General features: G+C 51.4%; 16 protein-coding genes. 7 read left to right on the top strand and 9 right to left on the bottom strand.

Annotated features, from left to right (window positions below):
- Positions 1 to 43: 43 nt before the first annotated feature.
- The gene (gene amt / locus P1U47_RS03235) at positions 44 to 3496 is read right to left on the bottom strand and encodes an ammonium transporter (RefSeq protein WP_301027124.1); all 3453 of its coding nucleotides are present in this window, start codon (positions 3494 to 3496) and stop codon (positions 44 to 46) included.
- A 294-nt stretch (positions 3497 to 3790) separates the two neighbouring features.
- Here amt and P1U47_RS03230 point away from each other — a divergent pair, with 294 nt between their 5' ends.
- Positions 3791 to 4660 (top strand): DNA ligase, encoded by an 870-nt coding sequence (locus P1U47_RS03230; protein ID WP_301027123.1) that lies wholly within the window; start codon positions 3791 to 3793, stop codon positions 4658 to 4660.
- Between the two features lie 17 nt (positions 4661 to 4677).
- Here P1U47_RS03230 and P1U47_RS03225 read toward each other — a convergent pair whose 3' ends face one another.
- On the bottom strand, positions 4678 to 5736 hold the full coding sequence (locus P1U47_RS03225; RefSeq protein WP_301027122.1) for an AraC family transcriptional regulator: 1059 nt from the start codon (positions 5734 to 5736) through the stop codon (positions 4678 to 4680).
- A 165-nt stretch (positions 5737 to 5901) separates the two neighbouring features.
- On the opposite strand from P1U47_RS03225, the gene P1U47_RS03220 reads away from it, so the two are divergent.
- Entirely contained in the window at positions 5902 to 6777 is an 876-nt protein-coding gene (locus P1U47_RS03220) for a MaoC/PaaZ C-terminal domain-containing protein (protein WP_301027121.1), read from the top strand.
- A gap of 70 nt (positions 6778 to 6847) precedes the next feature.
- On the opposite strand, the gene P1U47_RS03215 is transcribed toward P1U47_RS03220, so the two are convergent.
- The 3 genes from P1U47_RS03215 to sthA form a co-directional block, all read right to left on the bottom strand.
- Entirely contained in the window at positions 6848 to 7630 is a 783-nt protein-coding gene (locus P1U47_RS03215) for a DUF3014 domain-containing protein (protein WP_301027120.1), read from the bottom strand.
- 250 nt (positions 7631 to 7880) lie between these two features.
- On the bottom strand, positions 7881 to 8066 hold the full coding sequence (locus tag P1U47_RS03210) for a PA3496 family putative envelope integrity protein (RefSeq protein ID WP_301027119.1): 186 nt from the start codon (positions 8064 to 8066) through the stop codon (positions 7881 to 7883).
- A 256-nt stretch (positions 8067 to 8322) separates the two neighbouring features.
- A complete protein-coding gene (gene sthA / locus P1U47_RS03205) occupies positions 8323 to 9714 on the bottom strand; it encodes a Si-specific NAD(P)(+) transhydrogenase (RefSeq protein WP_301027117.1) in 1392 nt (463 codons plus the stop codon).
- 174 nt (positions 9715 to 9888) lie between these two features.
- Here sthA and P1U47_RS03200 point away from each other — a divergent pair, with 174 nt between their 5' ends.
- The 5 genes from P1U47_RS03200 (at position 9889) to P1U47_RS03180 (ending at position 14177) form a co-directional block, all read left to right on the top strand.
- A complete protein-coding gene (locus tag P1U47_RS03200; protein ID WP_301027116.1) occupies positions 9889 to 10509 on the top strand; it encodes a methyltransferase domain-containing protein in 621 nt (206 codons plus the stop codon).
- Positions 10510 to 10609: 100 nt separating this feature from the next.
- On the top strand, positions 10610 to 11137 hold the full coding sequence (locus tag P1U47_RS03195) for a phosphatase PAP2 family protein (RefSeq protein WP_301027115.1): 528 nt from the start codon (positions 10610 to 10612) through the stop codon (positions 11135 to 11137).
- A 63-nt stretch (positions 11138 to 11200) separates the two neighbouring features.
- On the top strand, positions 11201 to 12262 hold the full coding sequence (locus P1U47_RS03190) for an MJ1255/VC2487 family glycosyltransferase (RefSeq protein ID WP_301027114.1): 1062 nt from the start codon (positions 11201 to 11203) through the stop codon (positions 12260 to 12262).
- A gap of 3 nt (positions 12263 to 12265) precedes the next feature.
- Positions 12266 to 13399 carry a DUF2817 domain-containing protein gene (locus P1U47_RS03185; protein WP_301027113.1) on the top strand — a complete coding sequence of 378 codons (1134 nt, stop codon included), beginning with the start codon at positions 12266 to 12268 and terminating at the stop codon, positions 13397 to 13399.
- Position 13400: 1 nt separating this feature from the next.
- Positions 13401 to 14177 (top strand): alpha/beta hydrolase, encoded by a 777-nt coding sequence (locus P1U47_RS03180; RefSeq protein ID WP_301027112.1) that lies wholly within the window; start codon positions 13401 to 13403, stop codon positions 14175 to 14177.
- A gap of 143 nt (positions 14178 to 14320) precedes the next feature.
- Here the strand turns inward: P1U47_RS03180 and P1U47_RS03175 are convergent, their stop codons facing one another.
- From P1U47_RS03175 to P1U47_RS03160, 4 genes are all read right to left on the bottom strand, one after another.
- Positions 14321 to 16054: a lysophospholipid acyltransferase family protein gene (locus P1U47_RS03175; protein WP_301027110.1), complete on the bottom strand. Its 1734-nt coding sequence runs from the start codon at positions 16052 to 16054 to the stop codon at positions 14321 to 14323.
- A gap of 18 nt (positions 16055 to 16072) precedes the next feature.
- Positions 16073 to 16891: a UDP-2,3-diacylglucosamine diphosphatase gene (locus P1U47_RS03170; protein ID WP_301027109.1), complete on the bottom strand. Its 819-nt coding sequence runs from the start codon at positions 16889 to 16891 to the stop codon at positions 16073 to 16075.
- Between the two features lie 151 nt (positions 16892 to 17042).
- Positions 17043 to 17462 (bottom strand): response regulator, encoded by a 420-nt coding sequence (locus tag P1U47_RS03165; RefSeq protein WP_301027108.1) that lies wholly within the window; start codon positions 17460 to 17462, stop codon positions 17043 to 17045.
- Positions 17455 to 19431 (bottom strand): ATP-binding protein, encoded by a 1977-nt coding sequence (locus tag P1U47_RS03160; protein WP_301027107.1) that lies wholly within the window; start codon positions 19429 to 19431, stop codon positions 17455 to 17457. Before P1U47_RS03160 ends, P1U47_RS03165 begins: the two co-directional genes overlap by 8 nt.
- Positions 19432 to 19611 lie beyond the last annotated feature (180 nt).

Genomic DNA, 19611 nt, shown 5'->3' with positions numbered 1-19611 from the left:
ACCACAAAACCTCAATAAAAAAGGCATTATTTGTTATTACGCACTACCGAGGCCAAGTCGATCGCGCACGCAGCTCAGTGATCGGTTTAGGTTTATCAATGTGGTAACCCTGAACCAGATCCACACCGATGTCGGCAAGGGTGTCCATTATTTCTTTAGACTCGACGAATTCGGCTATGGTGGTGAGGTTCATCAAGTGCCCAACATTATTAATGGTCTCGACCAGCGCCTTGTCGATAGGGTCGTTAAGAATATCCCGCACAAAAATGCCGTCTATTTTTAGGTAGTCCACTGGCAGGCTTTTGAGGTAGCCGAAAGACGAGAGGCCGCTACCAAAATCATCTAGGGCAAATTGACAACCCATCTCCTTAAGCTCAGTGATAAAAACCCGCGCCTTGGCAAGGTCGGCAATGGCGGCAGTTTCGGTGATTTCAAAACACACCCACTCTGGCTTAACCTTGTAGCGCGTAATACAGGCTTTAATTTCGGCAAGGAAGTCGGCATTGGTTATCGACGAGCCCGACAAGTTAATTGCATAGCAAGCTGGCTCGCAGGGCTTGCTGCCGATAAACGCCAAGGTATTGCGCACCACCCAGCGATCAATAGCTACCATTAGGTCGTAGCGTTCTGCCGCGGGAATAAACGAACCTGGCGATACAATTTCATTGTTTTCATCAAGCATGCGCACAAATATTTCGTAGTGGGCGACCGCAGCTTGTGTAGTTTTATCTGCCGGCACAATAGACTGGTAGTAAAGGCGCAGCCGGTCTTCATCTATAGCTTGCTGAATTCGCGCCGCCCAGTGCATTTCGCCGCGGCGCGCGAGTATTTCGGCATCGTCATGCTGATGAATGTGTACGCGATTACGACCGCCGTCTTTGGCCATAAAGCAGGCGGTATCAGCCATACCCATTACCTCTTCCGCGCTCTCTACCTCCTTGGTAATTGCCACCACGCCAAGGCTGCCGCCCACTGAGAAAATCCCCTCGCCCCACTTAAAACGGTAGCGCTCAATTTCCGCGCGAATATTCTCGGCCAATACAGCGCCCTGCTCTAGCGAACAATTTCCGAATATCACACCAAACTCATCACCCCCTAAACGGCCAACGGTATCGCTGCCCCGCACACTCTCGGTAAATACATTGCCGAGCTGGCGCAGGAGTTCGTCGCCCGCATGGTGCCCGCAAGTATCGTTAACAATCTTAAATTGGTCGAGATCGATATAGCAGAGCACATGGCAACTATCATCAATCTTGGCAAGGTGCAGGGCTTCGCGCAGGCGATGCTCAAACTCGCGGCGGTTAATCAAGCCGGTCACCACGTCGTGAGCAGCTTGATAACTCAGTTTCTGCTCCAGCTCGCGCTCCTGCGACACATCCTGAAACACAATAACAGTGCCTACCGGCTCAAAGTGACGATTGCGAATCGGTGACGAAGTGCATTTTACCGTCACCTCGGTGCCGTCTTTTTTACGCCGCAGGGTAAGCGCATTGTGGCGCTCAACTCGCAAGTGAGTGCGCGACAGACGGCCAACTTCTATCGGTTCGCCTGACTGCTCATCTATACACTCAAAGCAATCTGCCAAACGTTTAGGTAGAGCATCGGTTTTTGCTAAGCCTATAATTTTTTGCGCCACCGCATTTAGGTAGGTAACTTCACCGTCGGGGTCAGTGGTAATAACACCCTCGCCCAAAGACTCCAAGGTCACCTGAGCCATTTCCTTTTCGCCAAATAATTGATCCTCAAAACCTCGGCGCTCAGAAATATCACGGATTAGCGCAGTGAACGTGTCCGGCGCGTCATTGCCGTCAATGCGGGTATTAAAGGAAGTAAATTCTAGGACCAGTTCACTACGGCCTTCACTTAACCGCGTTGCCTCGCGCATTACTGGCTCCAAATCAAAGCCTTTAGCGTTACTGCGCGCAGGGTTTAATCGCCGCTGGCAGAGGGTCTCAACAAATTCTGACTCGGTGGTGAATCCAGCATTTTCAAGCACCCCGACTAGGGACTTACCAATCGCGTAGCGGCCCTCTTGGCCAAGTAGTTTTTCGGCGCCAGGGTTTAAGCTCGTAAGCACCCCTTCGCGGGTAAACGTAATAATACCGTCGCGAATATCACGCAAGACCTGCCGAGTTTTTTCATTGGCAGACTCCAAGGCCTCCATTACCCGATTGTAACGGCCGGCAATCTGGCCAACTTCGGTAAACGGCTCAACCGGCACACGCGCACTCAAGTCGCCGCTGGTGCGCTGCAGCTCCATTGCATTGAGCAAATCTAGCATTGGCGTTCTGGCGCCGTGCTCAGCCACATTCAAGCCAATATCCTCGGCTTCGGCGCTAACCCGCAAAGGCCTGCGCCTAGCGCGAATTTTAAGGGCGCAGTAAGTCAATACAAAGGCCAACAGCCCGCAGCTCACAATGCCCTCTAACTGCACTTGCAGTTGCGCCATTCGCGACAGCCCGGTACCGAGTATTTCTAGGTCACCAAATAATGCGACCGCAACCGTACCCCAGATTCCGGCAAATAAGTGTACGGGGATTGCGCCAATGGCGTCGTCAACTTGGTTTTTAAGCAATAAGCGCTCGCCAAGTAACATCACCACCGCCCCGCCCATGCCAATCATCGCCGCCTGCCCCGCGTGAACTGCGTGACAACTGGCAGTGATTGCCACCAAACCGGCAAGCGCACCGTTAATCAATGCCGTAGGCCCGTCAGTGTCTGGCGACAACCGCGTGCGCAGCATAGCCGCAGTAATCGAACCCACACAGGCCGCAAGAATGGTATTCATGACGATGCCCGGAATCGCCATCGACATTTCTAAAGTGCTACCGCCGTTAAAACCAATCCAGCCAAAGATAAACAACACCAAGCCCAGCATACACAGCGGCAAATTAGAGGCCGGCATTTGCTGGGGTTTACCATCGACAAAGCGGCCGCGACGGGGGCCTATTAGCAATACCGCTGCCAGTGCTATCCAGCCACCAACACTGTGCACGACCGTTGAACCGGCAAAATCGACAAATCCGCTGGCGGCAAGCCAACCCGGAGCACCCACCAGCACACCGCCCCACGCCCAGTGGCCAAACAAAGGGTAAATTACCGCGCTGGCAAGCACAGTGAGAAAAATATAGGTATCAAACCGCGTGCGCTCTGCCACCGCGCCCGAAACTATGGTGGCGGCGGTTGCGCAGAACATCGCTTGGAATAGGAAGAATACCGCTTCCCAAGGGTCAAAACCCGACGACCCAGAGAGAAAATTGGAGAACCCGAACCAACCGTTAACGCTTTCGCCGAACATAATGCCAAAGCCAAGCACCCAGAACAGAATTACCGCAACGACGAAGTCGACCACGTTTTTCATTGCGACATTAATCGCGTTCTTGGTTCGAGTAAGACCACTTTCTACACACAGAAACGCCGCTTGCATTAGCAGTACCATTCCCGCCGCAACCAGCAGCCACAAAATATCGATATGGTCTTTACCGTTCAAGGACACACCCTCATTCCATATATTCAGCATCCTGCAAAGGTCGCCGCCTTAAACCAATACTGTTTTATCAACAGCAGCGGGTAGTTAAGAAAGCGATAAATTTCAGCAGCTCAACGAATCAGTAAGGAACGCTGGGTAGACGCGACACACATCTGCAAAGTCCAATTTCACACAAGATGCCCTCCACAAACCCAGAGTAGGGTAAGGTGGCAAGAAACGTCGATAGGGGATTATCCTTAAGCCTCGCCGCCGCCGTAACGCTGCGGCGCAAAAACTAACGAAATCAAGGAGCGATTCGTTATGCTAGCCAAGCAAGGCGTACTATTGCTTTTGTTGCTCACTGTACTCTGCGGTAACGCAGAACAAGGCCGCGCAGTAACACCAGATTCACACCCAGACAAACCCGCACTGATGCTAGCAAAAGCCTATCGCAGTGATATTAGGCTTAGCGATTATTGGGTTAGCGAAAAACTCGACGGCGTTCGCGCCTACTGGAATGGCCGCCAGCTTATCTCCCGCCAGGGAAATACCTTTGCCGCGCCACAGTGGTTTATCGGCAGCTTTCCCAAAACCCCGCTAGACGGCGAGTTGTGGATGGGGCGCGAAAATTTCGCCGAGGTTTCCGGCGCAGTACGGCGCCAAATACCCAATCCAGCCCAATGGCAAAAAATTCGCTTTATGGTGTTTGATGCCCCGAGTGAATTGGGTGACTTCGACCAGCGGTTACAAAGCCTCAAGACTTTGTTCCACACCTTCAACTCCCCCTATATTGCATTAATAAAGCAGTATAAGGTCGATGACGAAGCAGCATTGATGCAGGAGCTCGACACAGTCATTGCCGGCGGCGGCGAAGGGCTGATGCTGCATTTAGGCAGCGCGCCGTATCGCGGTATACGCAGTGATGATTTATTGAAGCTGAAGCGCTTTAGTGATGCCGAAGCGATCGTTATTGGCCACGTTCCTGGCAAAGGTAAATTCAATGGCATGCTGGGAGCCTTAATTGTAAAAACCCCAGCGGGGCGCGAATTTAAAATCGGCTCGGGCTTTAGCGATGAGCAGCGCCGCCGCCCACCCGCAATTGGCAGCACCATAACGTATAAATACCAAGGTTATACCGCTACGGGGCTACCGCGCTTTGCGAGCTTTTTTCGGGAGCGCAATGACTTTTAAAACCAGCTTGGCGAGGACTACTCAGCCTCGTTAACACCGTTCTGCGCCGCCTTCTTTTGCTGGCGATATTCGATGGGGGTTAATTCGGTCCAGCGTTTAAACGCGCGATAAAATGTACTGGGTTCCGAAAAGCCAGTGAGGTAAACCACGTCGGCGATACTTTCATCGGTTCTCGCCAGCAGGCGCTTGGCCAATACGCAGCGGTAATCCGCTAACACCTGATTAAAGCTGGTGCCGGCTTCGGTTAATCTGGCCCGCAACACACGTTCATTCATATCTAAGCGAGTCGCTACGCTCTCTAAGCTCGGCTGGCCAAGCTCGAGCATTTCGGCAATGATTTGCCGCACATCGCCCACCACATCTTGGCGCGACAGCCGCTCTAGCTGTTTACTGGCCAGCTTCTCGTGCAGGCGCAGCAAGTCTGGCTCGGCATGGGTAGAGGGTGTTGCCAGGATACTGGTGGCAAAAACCAGCGAGGCTTCCTGTTGTTTGAAATTCACCGAACAGCCCATCACCTTGGCGTACTCGGCCGCGTCGCCCACCGCCTCGTGACGCAAGTTCACTTCGTCGGCAACAAACGCGCCCTCGGTCACGGCTTGAAAATAACGAATTAAAAAGCGCGTAAAACACTCGTTGCGATGACGAAGGCTTTGACCATCATCACCCGCGAAGCCCAAAACCAATTTAGATTGCACCTCCCCCAGCTGAAACTCAAACTGCATGGCGTCGGTTACCAAGCGCTGGTAATTCTGGGCGCGCTTAAGCCCCTCGCCAAAGTTGGGGCTACTTAAAAACAGGTATTCTAGTACTTGGCCTCGATATACTTGCACCGCGTCGGCAAGGTGCAGGCCAATCTGCGGATCGCCGCTCACCTCTTCTAACACCCGCCAGAATTGCTGCTGGGCGGCGTGGGGGAAACGCGAGCTGCGATCTTGTAGCAAAGCCGGCGATATCCGACATTCGCTCACAATACGCTCTACGTCTAAGCCCATTGCCTGCATGGCGGGATAAACCAGTTGAATTAAAAAACTGGAATCACTGAGGTCAGAGAGATTTTTGGACCTTACTTCAATCATTCAACGTCGTTTCTATTGTGTATAAAGGTGAACAGGATTAAATCAGTGGCTATTGGCCGAAAACCAGATAAAAGACCATGGTCGGGCTAATTATTGGCAGGCAGTTTTTCATTATACTGCAAGCTCACGCACCACTGGAATTTTCCAGTATGGAGATAGAGTTGTATGACCGCAAGTAATGAGTTGAGGCTGAAACGCCTGCCCAGCACGCTGCCGATGCTATTAAAAGCGGCGATTACCCGCAAAAAGCCCAGCTCTGCCCCCCGCTTCCCCAGCTACACTTTAGACGTAGATAAGGTCGTTTGCGCTAATAGCCAATTACAACGCTACCGCAAAGCCTGTGGCTTTAATACCGACAACACTATTTTGCCCGTCAGCTTCTTGCACGTTCAGGCCTTTCGCCTGCATATGAAAATGATGCTAGACAAGCAATTCCCTGTGTCGCCCATGGGCTGCGTACACCTAAGTAATAGTATTACTCAGCTGCGACCAATCAATGCCAAAACCCCTGTTCGCCTAACCTGCCGTGTTGCTGGTCATCAGATTACCGACAAAGGTATCGAGTTTAGCTTTCACTGTAGCGCCTTTGTCGACAATGAAAAGGTTTGGGAAGACACCAGTCGCTACCTGTCGCGCTGTAAAACCGACGTTGCCGCTGCGCCCAAAGCTGCGCGGAGCAGCCCTCGGGTTTATAGCCACAACCGCAGCATTGCTATTGGCCGTCAAGATGCGCGCAGCTACGCGCGCGCCTCGGGTGATTTCAACCCGATTCATTTGCACGACATAAGCGCCAAATTATTGGGCTTTAAGCGCATGGTCATTCACGGCATGTGGAGCAAGGCAGCGTGTTTGGCGGCATTGAGTTCAGAAATCAACAGTGTGAGCTATTCCTGCGATGTCGATTTCAAAACCCCAATTTTTTTACCCACCAGCGTGCAATTGCACTACGACAGCCTCGCTGACGGCGTGGATTTTGAGCTGCGTGATAAATCTGGCGACAAACCCCACCTCATTGGCAGAATTCGCACTATTGGCAATTAAAAGAAGTAGTGGAGATAGCAGCCAGTACCGTGCAAGGCAAGGTACTGGCTAATGTGGCGGGGCTTATCGCTTACAAGTAACTTTCCAGCTCACGCAACCAATCTTGAAGTTTTTTCATATTGTCCGGCCCTAAGCGCCACATCCACTTACTCAGGGGGTCGGCATTTTCCAGCACGGGATCAACATACTCGTACAAAACTTTGGGGCGTTTAAACGCGGCGTCTTCAGGAATAGGTTCAACCAATAACAAGTGCTCAATCATGGTTCGCAGCTGATTATCAAAGGATTGAGGATTACCCAATTCATTGTAGGTTCCCTCTAAGAACGGCGACCATTTCTTATAAAAAATAGCCAAATTCTTAGGTTCTGCCGCCGTCACAGTAGAAATCATACCGTTCCAACGCTGGTAGTTGCCCGGATCGTTAACCAAGCCTTTTTCGGACTTAATCACCAGAAAAGGCTCTTTATTGTACACAATGGGTAAATGTTTAATGGGCAGGCGATAAGTGGCGAGTTGATCGATAGCCGACACCCACTTGCGCACTTGCTCGGTGGGTTGCAGCCAACCCGCCAAAGGCGCAGACAGTTTAGCGGCAGCAGCGCGCAACTGTTCGTCGCTGCCATTTATCTCGGCAGGCGGCTCTGGCACTTCAGCCGCTTTTTCGCTGTAATCGGCTTCAGATTCAACCGCCAAGGTTTCCTTAACGGTCTTTTCAGGTTTTGCAGAGTCGTCCGTCACCGTAGCCATAACTTCATCGTTAAATTCGCTAGTGGCAGAACGATCCAATACAAACCATACGAAGGCCGCAATTCCGACGATGACCGCAACCGCAGACAAGGCTTTCCAGTTCATTACAAAATCCTGTTGTTAAATGGAACTAATTATTGCTGTGCCTATAGTTTAGGCCAGTGGCAGACTCCTACCGTAACGCTCAGGGCAACTGCATGCAAATACCCTTATGTTACAACGATGGTATTACTGCGAAGGAAATTCAGCAAGCCGTAGCGCAAAGCGAAGAGATATAAATGAAAAACGCCACAAATTGTGGCGTTTTGCTGATGAACTTTGCGCTCGCCCCACGGTTGAAAGGCGCAACACATCACTACAGGTCGAAATCGTCCAACAAATCCAGTTCATCCATCAGGCGTTTACGCTCTAAGCGCTCCTCGATTTTACGGCGGATACTGCTGTCGCGCCCCCCCATATCACGACGCTCGTCAAAGTCGGCGCTCGAGGAATCATCGTCAACGATATCGTCGATATCGTCATCTGCTAGGTCACTTGCCATTGCTTGCCCACTCCAGTACTACGTCGATACAGAATGAACACCTCGGCTAACCGTGGTGGTTCAGGGCACTATTTATGATGATCTCGCATTTCTGTCAATATAAATTTTCGACTATTTCATCGCGCCAATTTTTAGCTTTCGTCAAAGCCAAAATTCCTACAGCAATATCGCCAACAATCTCTCGCGGCAAGCGCGAGCAGCCACTAACTTTTATGCAGCAGAGGTAGGTATATGTCGCCGTCAGATTGCATCGCAATTAAAGGCGGTTTAGACCATTCAAGGCGGCAGTACGATAAGCCTCGGCCATGGTCGGATAATTAAATGTGGTCGTCACAAAATAGCGTAGCGTATTACCGCCGTTCTTTTGTTTCATTATTGCCTGACCAATGTGGATGATTTCGGCCGCCTCGGCACCAAAGCAGTGAATGCCAAGAATCTCCAAAGTATCAACATGGAATAGCAATTTGAGCATTCCCACGGTCTCGCCGCTGATCTGGCCGCGGGCAGTGTCTTTAAAAAACGCACGGCCCACTTCATATGGCACTTTTGCCTCGGTGAGTTCGCGCTCGGTAAGCCCTACCGAACTAATCTCTGGCAGGGTGTAAATACCGGTCGGCACATCGTCAACAAAACGGCAGCTCTCCTTGCCCCGCGCCGACGCAGCCGCCGAGCGACCTTGATCGTAGGCCGCGCTAGCCAAGCTGGGCCAACCAATAACATCGCCCGCCGCGTAAATATTTGGCACGGTGGTTTGATAGTGCTCGTTCACCACCAACTGACCGCGATGATCGGTTTCCAAGCCAATAGTCTCTAACCCCAAACCGTCGGTGTTACCGCTGCGGCCATTACACCAAAGCAGGGCATCGGCATGCAGGCGCTTACCCGATTCCAAATGCAACACCACTTCTTTATCGCTAGCTTCAACCGATTTATACACCTCGCGGTGACGAATCATTACGCCGGTATTGCGCAGCTGGTAGCTCAGGGCGTCGGAAATTTCATCGTCCAAAAACTCCAATAGGCGATCGCGACTATTGATGAGTTCAACCTTCATGCCAATACCAGCAAATATCGACGCGTATTCGCAGCCAATCACCCCCGCGCCATACACAATAATTTTCTTGGGGGTGTTATTCATTTTTAAAATGCTGTCGCTGTCGTAAACCCGCGGATGCTTAAAGTCGATATTGGCGGGCTGATATGGCCGCGAGCCCGTGGCAATAACCACCGTCGCTGCCGTAATGACGTCTTCCTGACCATCCTCGCCACGCACCGCAACGGTGTGCGCGTCAACAAAGCGGCCAAGCCCGCAAATTAGCGGAATTTGATTGCGGTGGTAGAAGCGGCTACGCATTGCCACTTGGCGAGAAATAACCTCATTGGCGTGGCTCAGCAAGCGCGGATAAGTGAGAGTACGAGGATCACCTATTTCGCGAAAAATAGGGGTTTGATTAAAGCGAATCGCCTGCCTAACCATATGACGCAGGGCTTTAGAAGGCAATGTGCCCTGATGGGTGCAAGCGCCACCGACGGTGTCTTGCGCTTCAATCACCACCACACTACTGCCGTGCTTCACCGCATTAAGTGCAGCACTTTCACCTGCGGGACCACTGCCCAACACCAACATATCGTAATCGAACTTTTTCACCACGGTCCTTCCTCGTATTTCGTAACACACCCAATACTGAGTCAGCGCTGTGCGACAAAACCAGCGCACCTACTCCTTCCTCATCAAATTGCGAGCATGAGCAAAATTACTCGCCAGTTTTCAATTCAAACCATAAAATGCACGCCACACTTAGCGCCAAGCAGGAGATTCTCCATGTCTGCCCCCACCTCCCACAGCCAGCAGTTTTATGGCGTTACCAGCTTACTAGCCGCCCATCCCGATATGCGCAGACTCAAACGGCGCACCGCGGCTACCCATTTGCATGGCAATAAACTCTGGGGCAGCGCCTATATTCTAATGGACTATTTGCAAGAAAATCCTTTGCCGCTGGGGAGCCGCGTACTTGAGCTGGGTTGTGGCTGGGGCCTAGCCAGCATATATTGCGCCAAGTACCAGCAGGCAGCAGTAACAGCGCTTGATGCCGATCCTGCGGTGTTTCCGTATCTGTCCCTATTAGCAGAGCATAATCAGGTGACGATCAACACCTTAACAGCTGATTTTACCGCGTTTAGCACTGAAGAACTCGGCGCTTACGACATTATAATCGCCAGCGATATTTGCTTCTGGGACGAGATGAGCGAAACCCTGTTTAATTTAATCGACCGCGCGGTGAATGCTGGGGTTAAACAAATCATCATTGCCGACCCTCACCGCCCGCCATTCATCGACGTGGCCGAAGCCTGTATAGACGAATTTTTTGCCGAACTTCTGCCCAGAGAAGTAACAACCAATCGCCGCCATCGCGGCAGTATCTTGCTAATAGAAAACGCCTAAATGCGCTTTTAAAAATGCCTATTTTGTCTTAAAAGTGACATAGCACAGTCACACAAATGCAAACAGCGGGGCGTATGGTCTTAAGTGTGAGGACCATACTATGCGCTTAATACAGTCGATAAATCAGTTCGATGTGAGAATGTTTCTGGCCTGCGTAAATACTCGCCACCAGCAACATTTATCTCGTGTAGCCCGCAGTGTATCAAAAACTGGCGACGGCTACGCTCAACTCGGCCTTCCTATCTTGGTGTACGCCACGGGTGTGCAGCAGGGCCTAGCCTATTTTAGCGCAGTGTTAATCAGCTTTGCCGCGTGGTTGCCCGCATACTGGGTATTAAAAAATACCTGCCGAAGACGGCGCCCACCGGCGGCCATCCCCGCCTTTTGCGCCGCGATTATCGCCTCAGACGAATTCAGTTTTCCGTCGGGCCACACCGCCGCCGCCTTTCTACTGGCAACAATGACCGTGCTGTTTTTTGGCATTATCGGCGCGCCGCTATTCATTTGGGCCACGGCCGTTGGTGCATCCCGCGTCATCTTGGGGGTTCACTTCCCCACCGACACCTTGGCCGGCGCCAGCCTCGGCATTGCCATCGCACATTTAGGCCACAGTATTGCGACCGTCTGACTGCCAGCGCCTGCGCCCAACATCAGCGCTCGCGCATTTTATTTACCCAGTAAGAGAATCTCTATGAAATTGCTTTACGGTGTGCAGGGAACCGGCAACGGCCATATCTCGCGCGCCAGAATGATGGCTCACCACTTTAGCCAACGCGGCATTGAGGTCCAATATTTATTCAGCGGCCGCCCGCCCGAACAGTATTTCGACATGGCCGCCTTTGGTAATTATCAGGTTTATGCGGGACTGACCTTTGTTACCGACAAGGGCCGTATCAGCAATTTAAAAACCGTACTCCAAGCGCAGCCTGTGCAATTTATTCGCGACCTGCGCAGCCTCGACCTCAGCAGCTACGACGCCATCATCACCGATTTTGAGCCCTTAACCGCCTGGGCTGGCCGCCTGCAAAACAAGCCAGTAATCGGCATTGGCCACCAGTACGCCTTTGGCAATGCCGCCGTACCAGAAAGCGGTGTAGACCTGCGCAACCGGCTAATTATGCGTTATTTTGCACCGGCAAAATTTCGCCTTGGCCTCCACTGGGATCGGTTTAACGCCGCCATCGTGCCGCCGATTATAAACCCCGCCGAACAACGCCAAACGGTGGCGGAACATGTTTTGGTCTACCTGCCTTTTGAAGACCAAGCAATTGTAAGCGCCGCGCTGCAAAATATTAGCGGCCAACATTTCATTCAATACGCGCCGCAGCTCAGCCATGCCGAGCTAGGCAATGTTAGCCAGCGCCCCACCAGCTTGCACGGATTTAAAAAAGACCTGTGCAGCGCCAAGGCGGTTATTTGCAATGCGGGCTTTGAATTAATTAGCGAATGCCTGCACATGGGCATACCCGCACTGGCCAAGCCGGTGGCCGGCCAATCTGAGCAACTCGGCAATGCCGCCGCACTCCAGCAACTCAAATTAGCCACCGTGATGCCCGAGTTTAGCCAAAGCGATATTGAACGCTGGCTTAAGGCCATTCCCGCGCAAGCGCCCCAATACTACCCCGACGTAGCCGAGGCCATTTGCGACTGGCTACTGAGTAAGCAATGGCATAATAGCGACGCACTGGTCGCGCAATTGTGGCAGAGCAGCGGCGCTATTCGCGAGACCTACCCAGCCGCTGTGGCTGGCTAAACGATGCCGCAAAGCCAAATTTATACTGATTTTGACGCCACCAGCGACACCCCTGCCAAAGAGCCCGTCGGCCCCGCGCTGCCCGATCTCACCACCGTTATGGACGCCTGCCGTGGCCGCCTGCATCGGCGCCTGTCTGAGCTGCTGTCGCTGGAGCAGCTCTGCCGCCAAGCCGGCGCGCTGATCAGCAGCCGCACTGAAGCCCTGATTGAGGTTGACGAATTCACCCTGCCACTCACGTCGCTGGTCATAGGTAATCCAGACACCGCCAAGCACTGCCTATTGCTCACTGCCGGCATTCACGGCGTGGAACGTATTGGCACCCAAGTTTTGCTAGCGTGGCTAGAGAGCGTCATTGAGCGCTGTCGCTGGGACAGCCACTGGCGCCGCCAATTCGACGAAGAAATCTGTATTGTCGCCCTGCCCATCGTCAACCCCGGTGGCATGCTCAGGGATTCGCGCTGCAACCCCAATGGAATAGACATCAATCGCCACGCCCCCATCGACGCCGAAGACAAAGTACCCTTCCTCGTTGGCGGCCAACGCCTGTCGCGAAAAATACCTTGGTATCGAGGCCGGCGCGAAGACGACTTTGAACCCGAATTTGTTGCGCTGCAAAATGTAATTGGGCGGCACTGCCGTGTCGGCCGTCCGACGATTGCCATAGACTTTCACTCTGGCTTTGGCTTTCAAGACCATATTTGGATCCCCTACGCCTACCGTCGCCAACCCATCGCCGACATCGGCAGCTACGTGGCGCTAAAGCTATTGTGGGAGCGCAACTTTCCCCACCATAATTATATTTTTGGGCCCCAGGCCATGCACTACCTCAGCCACGGCGACATCTGGGACTACTTTCACCAGCGCTGCCGCAGCGAGGGCATTAGCCTACTGCCGCTAACCTTAGAAATGGGCTCTTGGCTGTGGATTAAAAAACACCCTCAGCAATTATTCAGCTTTGCTGGTTTATTTAACCCCACCGTACCCCACCGCCACGCCCGCGTATTGCGCGGCCACTTACTGCTTATCGATTTTATCCTAGCGGCCGCCCGCAATATTGAGCACTGGCAGCCCCACGGCGAACAGGCCCGAGAAATGCAGCAAATGGCGCAAAGCCTCTGGTACCGACAGCTTTAACATGGCAAACCACATTCAAAGCACTATTGAAGCACCGATTAAAGACTGGGTATTTTTGCGCGGTTTAAGTCGCGAGCACGCTCACTGGGGAGATTTTCTCAGCCGTTGCGAGGCAGAGTTGGACTGGAATTGCCACGCTATTGACCTACCCGGCTTTGGCAGCGAGTACCAGCGGCAATCGCCACGTAATATCAGCGCTATTCGTCGCGACGTGCAAACGCGGCTCCCCCACCCCCTTCAAAACAGCACCAAGCCATTTGGCATAATCGCCCTCTCGCTGGGCGGCATGGTCGCACTAGACTGGCTGGCGAATAGCCCAGAGCAGATCGCCAAAATAATTTTCATCAATACCAGTACCGGCGACTGCCCCTTGTTTCAACGCCTACAGATCAAATCGTTAGGCCCCGCCCTCGGCGCACTGCTCGCGCCCAGCCTTATTAAACGCGAGCGCGCCGCCTTAGCCATGGTGAGTAATTGCCATTCCAACGACCCAGAGCTGTTAAAAGATTGGTGCCAAATAAGTACTGCGCGGCCAATAACAAAAACAAATGTGCTACGCCAGCTATTCGCTGCCGCCCGCTATCGGGCTCCCGCGACAATATCCGGCGCACCGCAGTTACTCATTAGCAGCCGCGCCGACCGTATGGTTTCTTATCACTGCAGCGAATGCTTGGCGGCAAAATACCGCTGGCCACTTGTATTGCATAATAGCGCTGGCCACGACCTGCCAATTGATGATCCGACGTGGTTGATTGAGGTGTTTAAGAGGAATGCTTAAAAAGTCGGACGTCGGGTGTCGGAAGCCTGACGTCAACGCTCGTAGCTGACATCGGACGTGGCTCGAGTTTGCCATGACATTTAAAAAGATTTACTTTAGCAGTAATCCGCACACAACGATCCTTCCGGTGGTTTTACCCCACGTCAGACATCAGACATCAGACACCCGACCTCGCCCCCCAAATACCGTTTCCGCCTTGCCGCTTTCATTTTCGTAATATCCACCAACACCAAGCCATCAATACAATCGGCAAAGTCGGGATCGACATTAAACGCCGCAAAGCTAACACCACCCGGTTCGCACAGCTCAGTGTATTGTTTAAACAAGGTGGGTACCGAGCACGACAGGTCTGCGAGCTCTTGTTTTAGCTGGGTAAACTCCTCGCGGTAATCCTCGCCGGTAAAATTAATATTGGCAGACTCTGGCCGGTAGGGGCTTTTAGCATTGACCCATACCTGCGTTGTGGGAAAGTGGGTTTGATAAAAGGGTATCAACAGGTCTTTCGCCGCGCGGGGCAGACTGTCGCTTAAGCTCACCGGCCCAAACAAATAGCGCACTTCTGGGTAGCGCTGCAAATAGGTGCCCAGCCCCTGCCATAAATAGTCTAGGCCGTTACGGCCCCAGTAGCGCGGCTGCACAAAGCTGCGACCAAGCTCGGCGCCATGTTCAAAATACTCTTCGGCGTAGGGAATCTGATAATCGAATAAGGATTCGCTGTACAAGGTTTGGCCATCATCAAGACTGGCAATGCGCTTTAGCCGGTAGGCACCCACTAGCTCTAATTGGTTTTCGTCCCAGAGCACAATGTGGTCGTAGTAGGCATCGAAGCCATCAACGTCTCGGCGGCGACCGGTGCCTTCGCCAACGGCGCGAAAACTCACTTCGCGCAGGCGGCCAATTTCGCGCATCACGGTGCAGTCGCCGCTGTATTGATAGCAGTAAATTTCCATACCGTCGCGGGTGCTGCCTAAATGGTCGCAGCGGCGAATCGCAGTGCGCAGCTCCTGTCGGTCTTCTGGGTGAGCCACCGCCTGCGCCACTGGCATAAAGCAGGGTTCGCCACCGCGCTTGCGCCGGCCAAGCTTATACAAATGCTTCTTAAATAAACGTGCCTTGGCTGGCGCGGTAACAGGTAAATTTTGATATACGTCATACTCAACTGCCGAGCCAATAGTAACTCGCACCGTGCGGTTATTTTGTTTGAACATTTCGCGAATCAACCACAGGGTCGACAAGGGCTTGGCCAGCAGCGAAAGCGCATAGAAAAACACCGAATTACGGGCGTTAATATGCACAGGTAAAATGGGGGCTTTTGCCTTAGCGGCAAACTTAATAAAACCATTGCGCCAGCGACCGTCGCGAATTCCTGCGGGGCTAAACCGAGACACCTCCCCAGCGGGGAAAATAATCACCGCGCCTTCGTCATTTAAATGGCCGTGAATAGCCTGCAAGTTTTCTTTGCGGTTACGCTTACCACTCATATTATCAACCGGCAGTAATAAGCTGCGCAGTGGTTTTATGGCGTAGAGCAATTCATTGGCAACCACTTTTACGTCTGAGCGTACCTCAGATACCAGCTTCAACAGCGCCAAACCATCCAAACTGCCAATCGGGTGATTAGAAACAATCACCACGCGGCCAGCCACCGGAATGCGCTCTTTATCTAGGGCACTTACCGCGTAACCAAAATCAAAAAACTCTAAGCCTTTTTCAACAAAATCCAGCCCTTGTAGGTAGGGGTAGTCGCGTTCAAACTGTTTGAACTCCGCTTCGTGAAATAAGTATTTAAGCAAGGCTGCCAAGGTTTTTTTAATGCGCGGACTGCCCTTTGATATCCGGGGAAACTGCTCATCGATAACTGAATCAACCGATATCATATTATTAACTCCTATTGATTAACCGACGCGACGCAAAGGCAGAACATCGGCCGTTGCCCGGCCGCCATTGCCGGTCATGCTCTGTAGCAGGGTTTGATGTTCCGTCCACTGCAGCAGCTCTAAATTGCCTTCGTAAGTCTCACCCAGCAGGGTGCAATTCTCGATCCAGTCGCCGTCGTTGCAGTACAGCAAGCCCTTCACTTTTTTAAGCGCCGGCTGATGGATATGGCCACACACCACGCCATCTAAGCCGCGCCGAGAGGCTTCCCGAATAGCGGCCTCTTCAAAAACACTAATAACTTGGCGGGCGTTAGGAATGCGCTGCTTTATATAGGTAGCCAACGACCAGTAGTTGCGCCCAAAGCGACGACATCCAAAATTGGCCCAGCGATTGAGAAACAGCAAAAAATCGTAGGCAGCGTCGCCAACCAAGCCTTCCCATTTACTTAAACGCATGTGCTCGTCGAGGCAGTCGCCGTGAAACATCAGCAATCGTTTACCGGCAACCGTGGTGTGAATAGCTTCGCGCTTAATTTCGATGGGGCCGAGAATATGGCCAACATAGTCCCGCAGGGGCTCGTCGTGATTGCCCGGGATGTACACAACACGGGTGCCCGTGCTGGCTTTTTTGAATAAGCTGCGAACCACCTCATAGTGGCTTGTTGGCCAGTACAAGCTGCGCTTCAATGCCCAAAGATCGACAACATCGCCAACCAAGTACAAGGTTTCGCACTCTGTTTTGGCTAAAAAATCGAGAAGATAGTCCGCTCGGCAATCTTTAAAGCCGAGGTGGATATCAGATAACCAAACAGTTTTATAACGCTGTCTTAGCTCCACCCGTATATATCCTCTTTGCCTATTTAGGGCAAGACTAGGGCTTTACTGTGACAATAGCGGGACTAAACAAGGACAGTTTTATGACAGAAAGCTCGAGTCACACTGAACTCAAACATTCGTATTAGAGGAGTAATCGTGAGATAGGGGCGATTTAAGTTTTCACTACCTGAGGGTAGTGAGCCGCGAGTACTTCTTCTAATTTTTTCTCAGTTAGCGGTTTACTTGAAAAGGCTTTAACCTCTATTTTGCCTTCCGCCAACGAGGCGTCATCGGGATTTAATGACGTAGTCAGCATCACAACCACTACACCAGCCTGTTGTGCCTCTGAGAGCTCCGCATATTTTTCTAGGAACTGCCAGCCATTCATCACCGGCATATTGATGTCTAAAAAAATCAACTCTGGATTGGGAAAGCTACCGTCTAAGTCATTGGTCAAATAATCTAATGCCTGACGGCCGTTACTAACCTCCACCACAGCCTCGGTGCAGCCATACCTCTCTATTACCAGCCGATGAATATAATTTGTTGCCTTACAATCATCTATAAGCAACACTCGTTTAAGCTTATTCATCACAATTATCCCTGAGCGTAAAATAGAATACCGTGCCCACATTAGGCTCCGATTCTAGCCAAATTTCGCCGCCGTGTAACTCCACCACTTTTTTACAGTGGGCCAAGCCAATACCACTACCTTCAAATTCATCACGGCCATGCAGGCGTTGAAAAATCATAAATATGTGCTGAAAATGCTCGGGCTCTATGCCAATACCGTTATCGCTAACACTAAACTGCCAACAATCTTTACGGCGCTCTGCGCTAATAGCAATTTTAGGAGGCACTCCCACACGGCTAAATTTGAGCCCGTTGCTAACTAAATTTTGAAACAATAAGCGCAACTCGGTTTTCTTTCCGCAAATAACCGGTAAATCCTTGTATTCAACAGTACCGCTCACATCATTAATCCGCTGCGTCAAATCCACACACACCGCCGCCACCAACTCTTGGCAATTTACCTCACTTACCTCTGACTCACCACCTAAGCGGCCATAATCCAACAAACCGCGAATCAACTCAGTCATCCGCGCGGTGGATTCATTGATAAAACCTAGAAAGGTCAACCCCTGCTCATCCATCTTGTCGCGGTAGTTCTCTTCAAATAACTCAACGAGGCTTTGCACCGTGCGCAGCGGTTCCTGCAAATCGTGCGACGCAATATAGGTAAATTGCTCCAACTCCTTATAGGCGGCAGACAATTTTTGATTATTCATCCGCAGCTCTAGCTCAGCAGCTTTGCGCTCATTCACCTCGGCCGCCAATAGCTTTTGTTTCTGTGATAGTTCTCCCAACAAGTTATCAAAAGCACGTGCCAATTCACCCAACTCTCCGCCGTCGTGAATCGGTAAATCTCCGCTCTCAGTTGCCAAACCATTATTATTAAGGGTGTTGTGCATGGCAACAATCGGTCCCGCGATACGTCGCGATACATATATTGCCAACACACCAGACATCAACAGTACAAAAATCAAAAACAAATAAATTTTACTCAACATCTTGTTTTTGAGCACTAAGGCATCTTGAAAACCATGGCTAGTCGCTAAGATTATACGGTCTGTCTTATCCGCGGGGTTATAGGCAATACTGCGCATAGAAAATACCGTTTCTTGGCCATTAAATTTACCTTTACCGTTAAGCACCTCAAGCTGAGCGTTTGTTAGTAAATTTTGTGCGGTGGGAAAGTCCTCTAGAATATTACTGCTGCGGCCGTATTCAAACGCAAAGCTACGCTCAGGATCAGAGTGCACAATATACTCACCGGCACGGTTAGTAATTACAAATTGATGATCAACTCCTGCCAATGATTTCAGCGCGTCGAAGGTAGCCTGCAAATTGTGATTTATAATCACAATACCAAATAGCCCACCATCACTGGTATACACCGGCGTTGCCGCTCGAATAACGGGCTGTATAGGCAGCGAAATTTTGCCAAATTCGCGATTAAGCTCAATATCAGAGAGGTAAACATCGCCAGCGCCTAATTTTAGAGACTCCGATAGATATTTACTTCCGCTTTTGTCCTGTAAGCCATTTAGAGGGACTAGCCGAATATCGCCGTTAGGGCCATAACGATCGACCCTAAGAAACTCAAGACCATTTGCGCGAATAAGGCGAATTTGCACGTTCTGGGGTTTTGCCTTGAGCATTTCAGTGAATATCACCCCAAGGCGCTCTACCCATGCTTGCTCGCTAGAACCATCTAAAGGATCCGCCCCGCCATTGCGCTCGGCGCGAATAAGCCCCTGAATTGGCGGCGTTCCCGTCACAAATCGCAGATCTCTACTCAGTTCGAGTATATTGGCGCGAAACTGCACCGCTTGCAGCTCAGACTCATTAATTAAGTCCTGTTCAGTGGCATCAAGTAATTGTTCATCCAATTGGCCAATGATAATCGAAATAATCACCGCATTACTGAGCACAATAAGTACAACTAAAGGAAGCAGGATACGCCGAGTAATACTTTTTCGTTTGCCTAAAATTGGCATACGCTAGGAAGCAGACATATAGCAAGCTCGTGATATAAGAATGGCCATTATAACGAATGACGCACCGACAATGGCGAAGGTCGACACATAATCCCTTTGCTTCACTATAGGCATTATGTGCGCATAAGGCTATTGCGTGTCGACCAAGTCAAATAAGTAGTTGCCACTATATTCACAAGT

The sequence above is a fragment of the Zhongshania sp. genome (assembly GCF_029212375.1).
GTDB lineage: Bacteria > Pseudomonadota > Gammaproteobacteria > Pseudomonadales > Spongiibacteraceae > Spongiibacter.
Note: the sequence above shows the minus strand (reverse complement) of the source record. Positions and strands in the feature narration are given on the sequence as shown.

What these genes read in the sequence shown, in the direction of transcription:
- P1U47_RS03230 (WP_301027123.1), top strand. Translation starts at nt 3,791, where the DNA reads ATGCTAGCCAAGCAAGGCGTACTATTGCTTTTGTTGCTCACTGTACTC.
- P1U47_RS03225 (WP_301027122.1), bottom strand. Translation starts at nt 5,736, where the DNA reads ATGATTGAAGTAAGGTCCAAAAATCTCTCTGACCTCAGTGATTCCAGT.
- P1U47_RS03220 (WP_301027121.1), top strand. Translation starts at nt 5,902, where the DNA reads ATGACCGCAAGTAATGAGTTGAGGCTGAAACGCCTGCCCAGCACGCTG.
- P1U47_RS03215 (WP_301027120.1), bottom strand. Translation starts at nt 7,630, where the DNA reads ATGAACTGGAAAGCCTTGTCTGCGGTTGCGGTCATCGTCGGAATTGCG.
- P1U47_RS03210 (WP_301027119.1), bottom strand. Translation starts at nt 8,066, where the DNA reads ATGGCAAGTGACCTAGCAGATGACGATATCGACGATATCGTTGACGAT.
- P1U47_RS03200 (WP_301027116.1), top strand. Translation starts at nt 9,889, where the DNA reads ATGTCTGCCCCCACCTCCCACAGCCAGCAGTTTTATGGCGTTACCAGC.
- P1U47_RS03195 (WP_301027115.1), top strand. Translation starts at nt 10,610, where the DNA reads ATGCGCTTAATACAGTCGATAAATCAGTTCGATGTGAGAATGTTTCTG.
- P1U47_RS03190 (WP_301027114.1), top strand. Translation starts at nt 11,201, where the DNA reads ATGAAATTGCTTTACGGTGTGCAGGGAACCGGCAACGGCCATATCTCG.
- P1U47_RS03185 (WP_301027113.1), top strand. Translation starts at nt 12,266, where the DNA reads ATGCCGCAAAGCCAAATTTATACTGATTTTGACGCCACCAGCGACACC.
- P1U47_RS03180 (WP_301027112.1), top strand. Translation starts at nt 13,401, where the DNA reads ATGGCAAACCACATTCAAAGCACTATTGAAGCACCGATTAAAGACTGG.
- P1U47_RS03175 (WP_301027110.1), bottom strand. Translation starts at nt 16,054, where the DNA reads ATGATATCGGTTGATTCAGTTATCGATGAGCAGTTTCCCCGGATATCA.
- P1U47_RS03165 (WP_301027108.1), bottom strand. Translation starts at nt 17,462, where the DNA reads ATGAATAAGCTTAAACGAGTGTTGCTTATAGATGATTGTAAGGCAACA.
- P1U47_RS03160 (WP_301027107.1), bottom strand. Translation starts at nt 19,431, where the DNA reads ATGCCAATTTTAGGCAAACGAAAAAGTATTACTCGGCGTATCCTGCTT.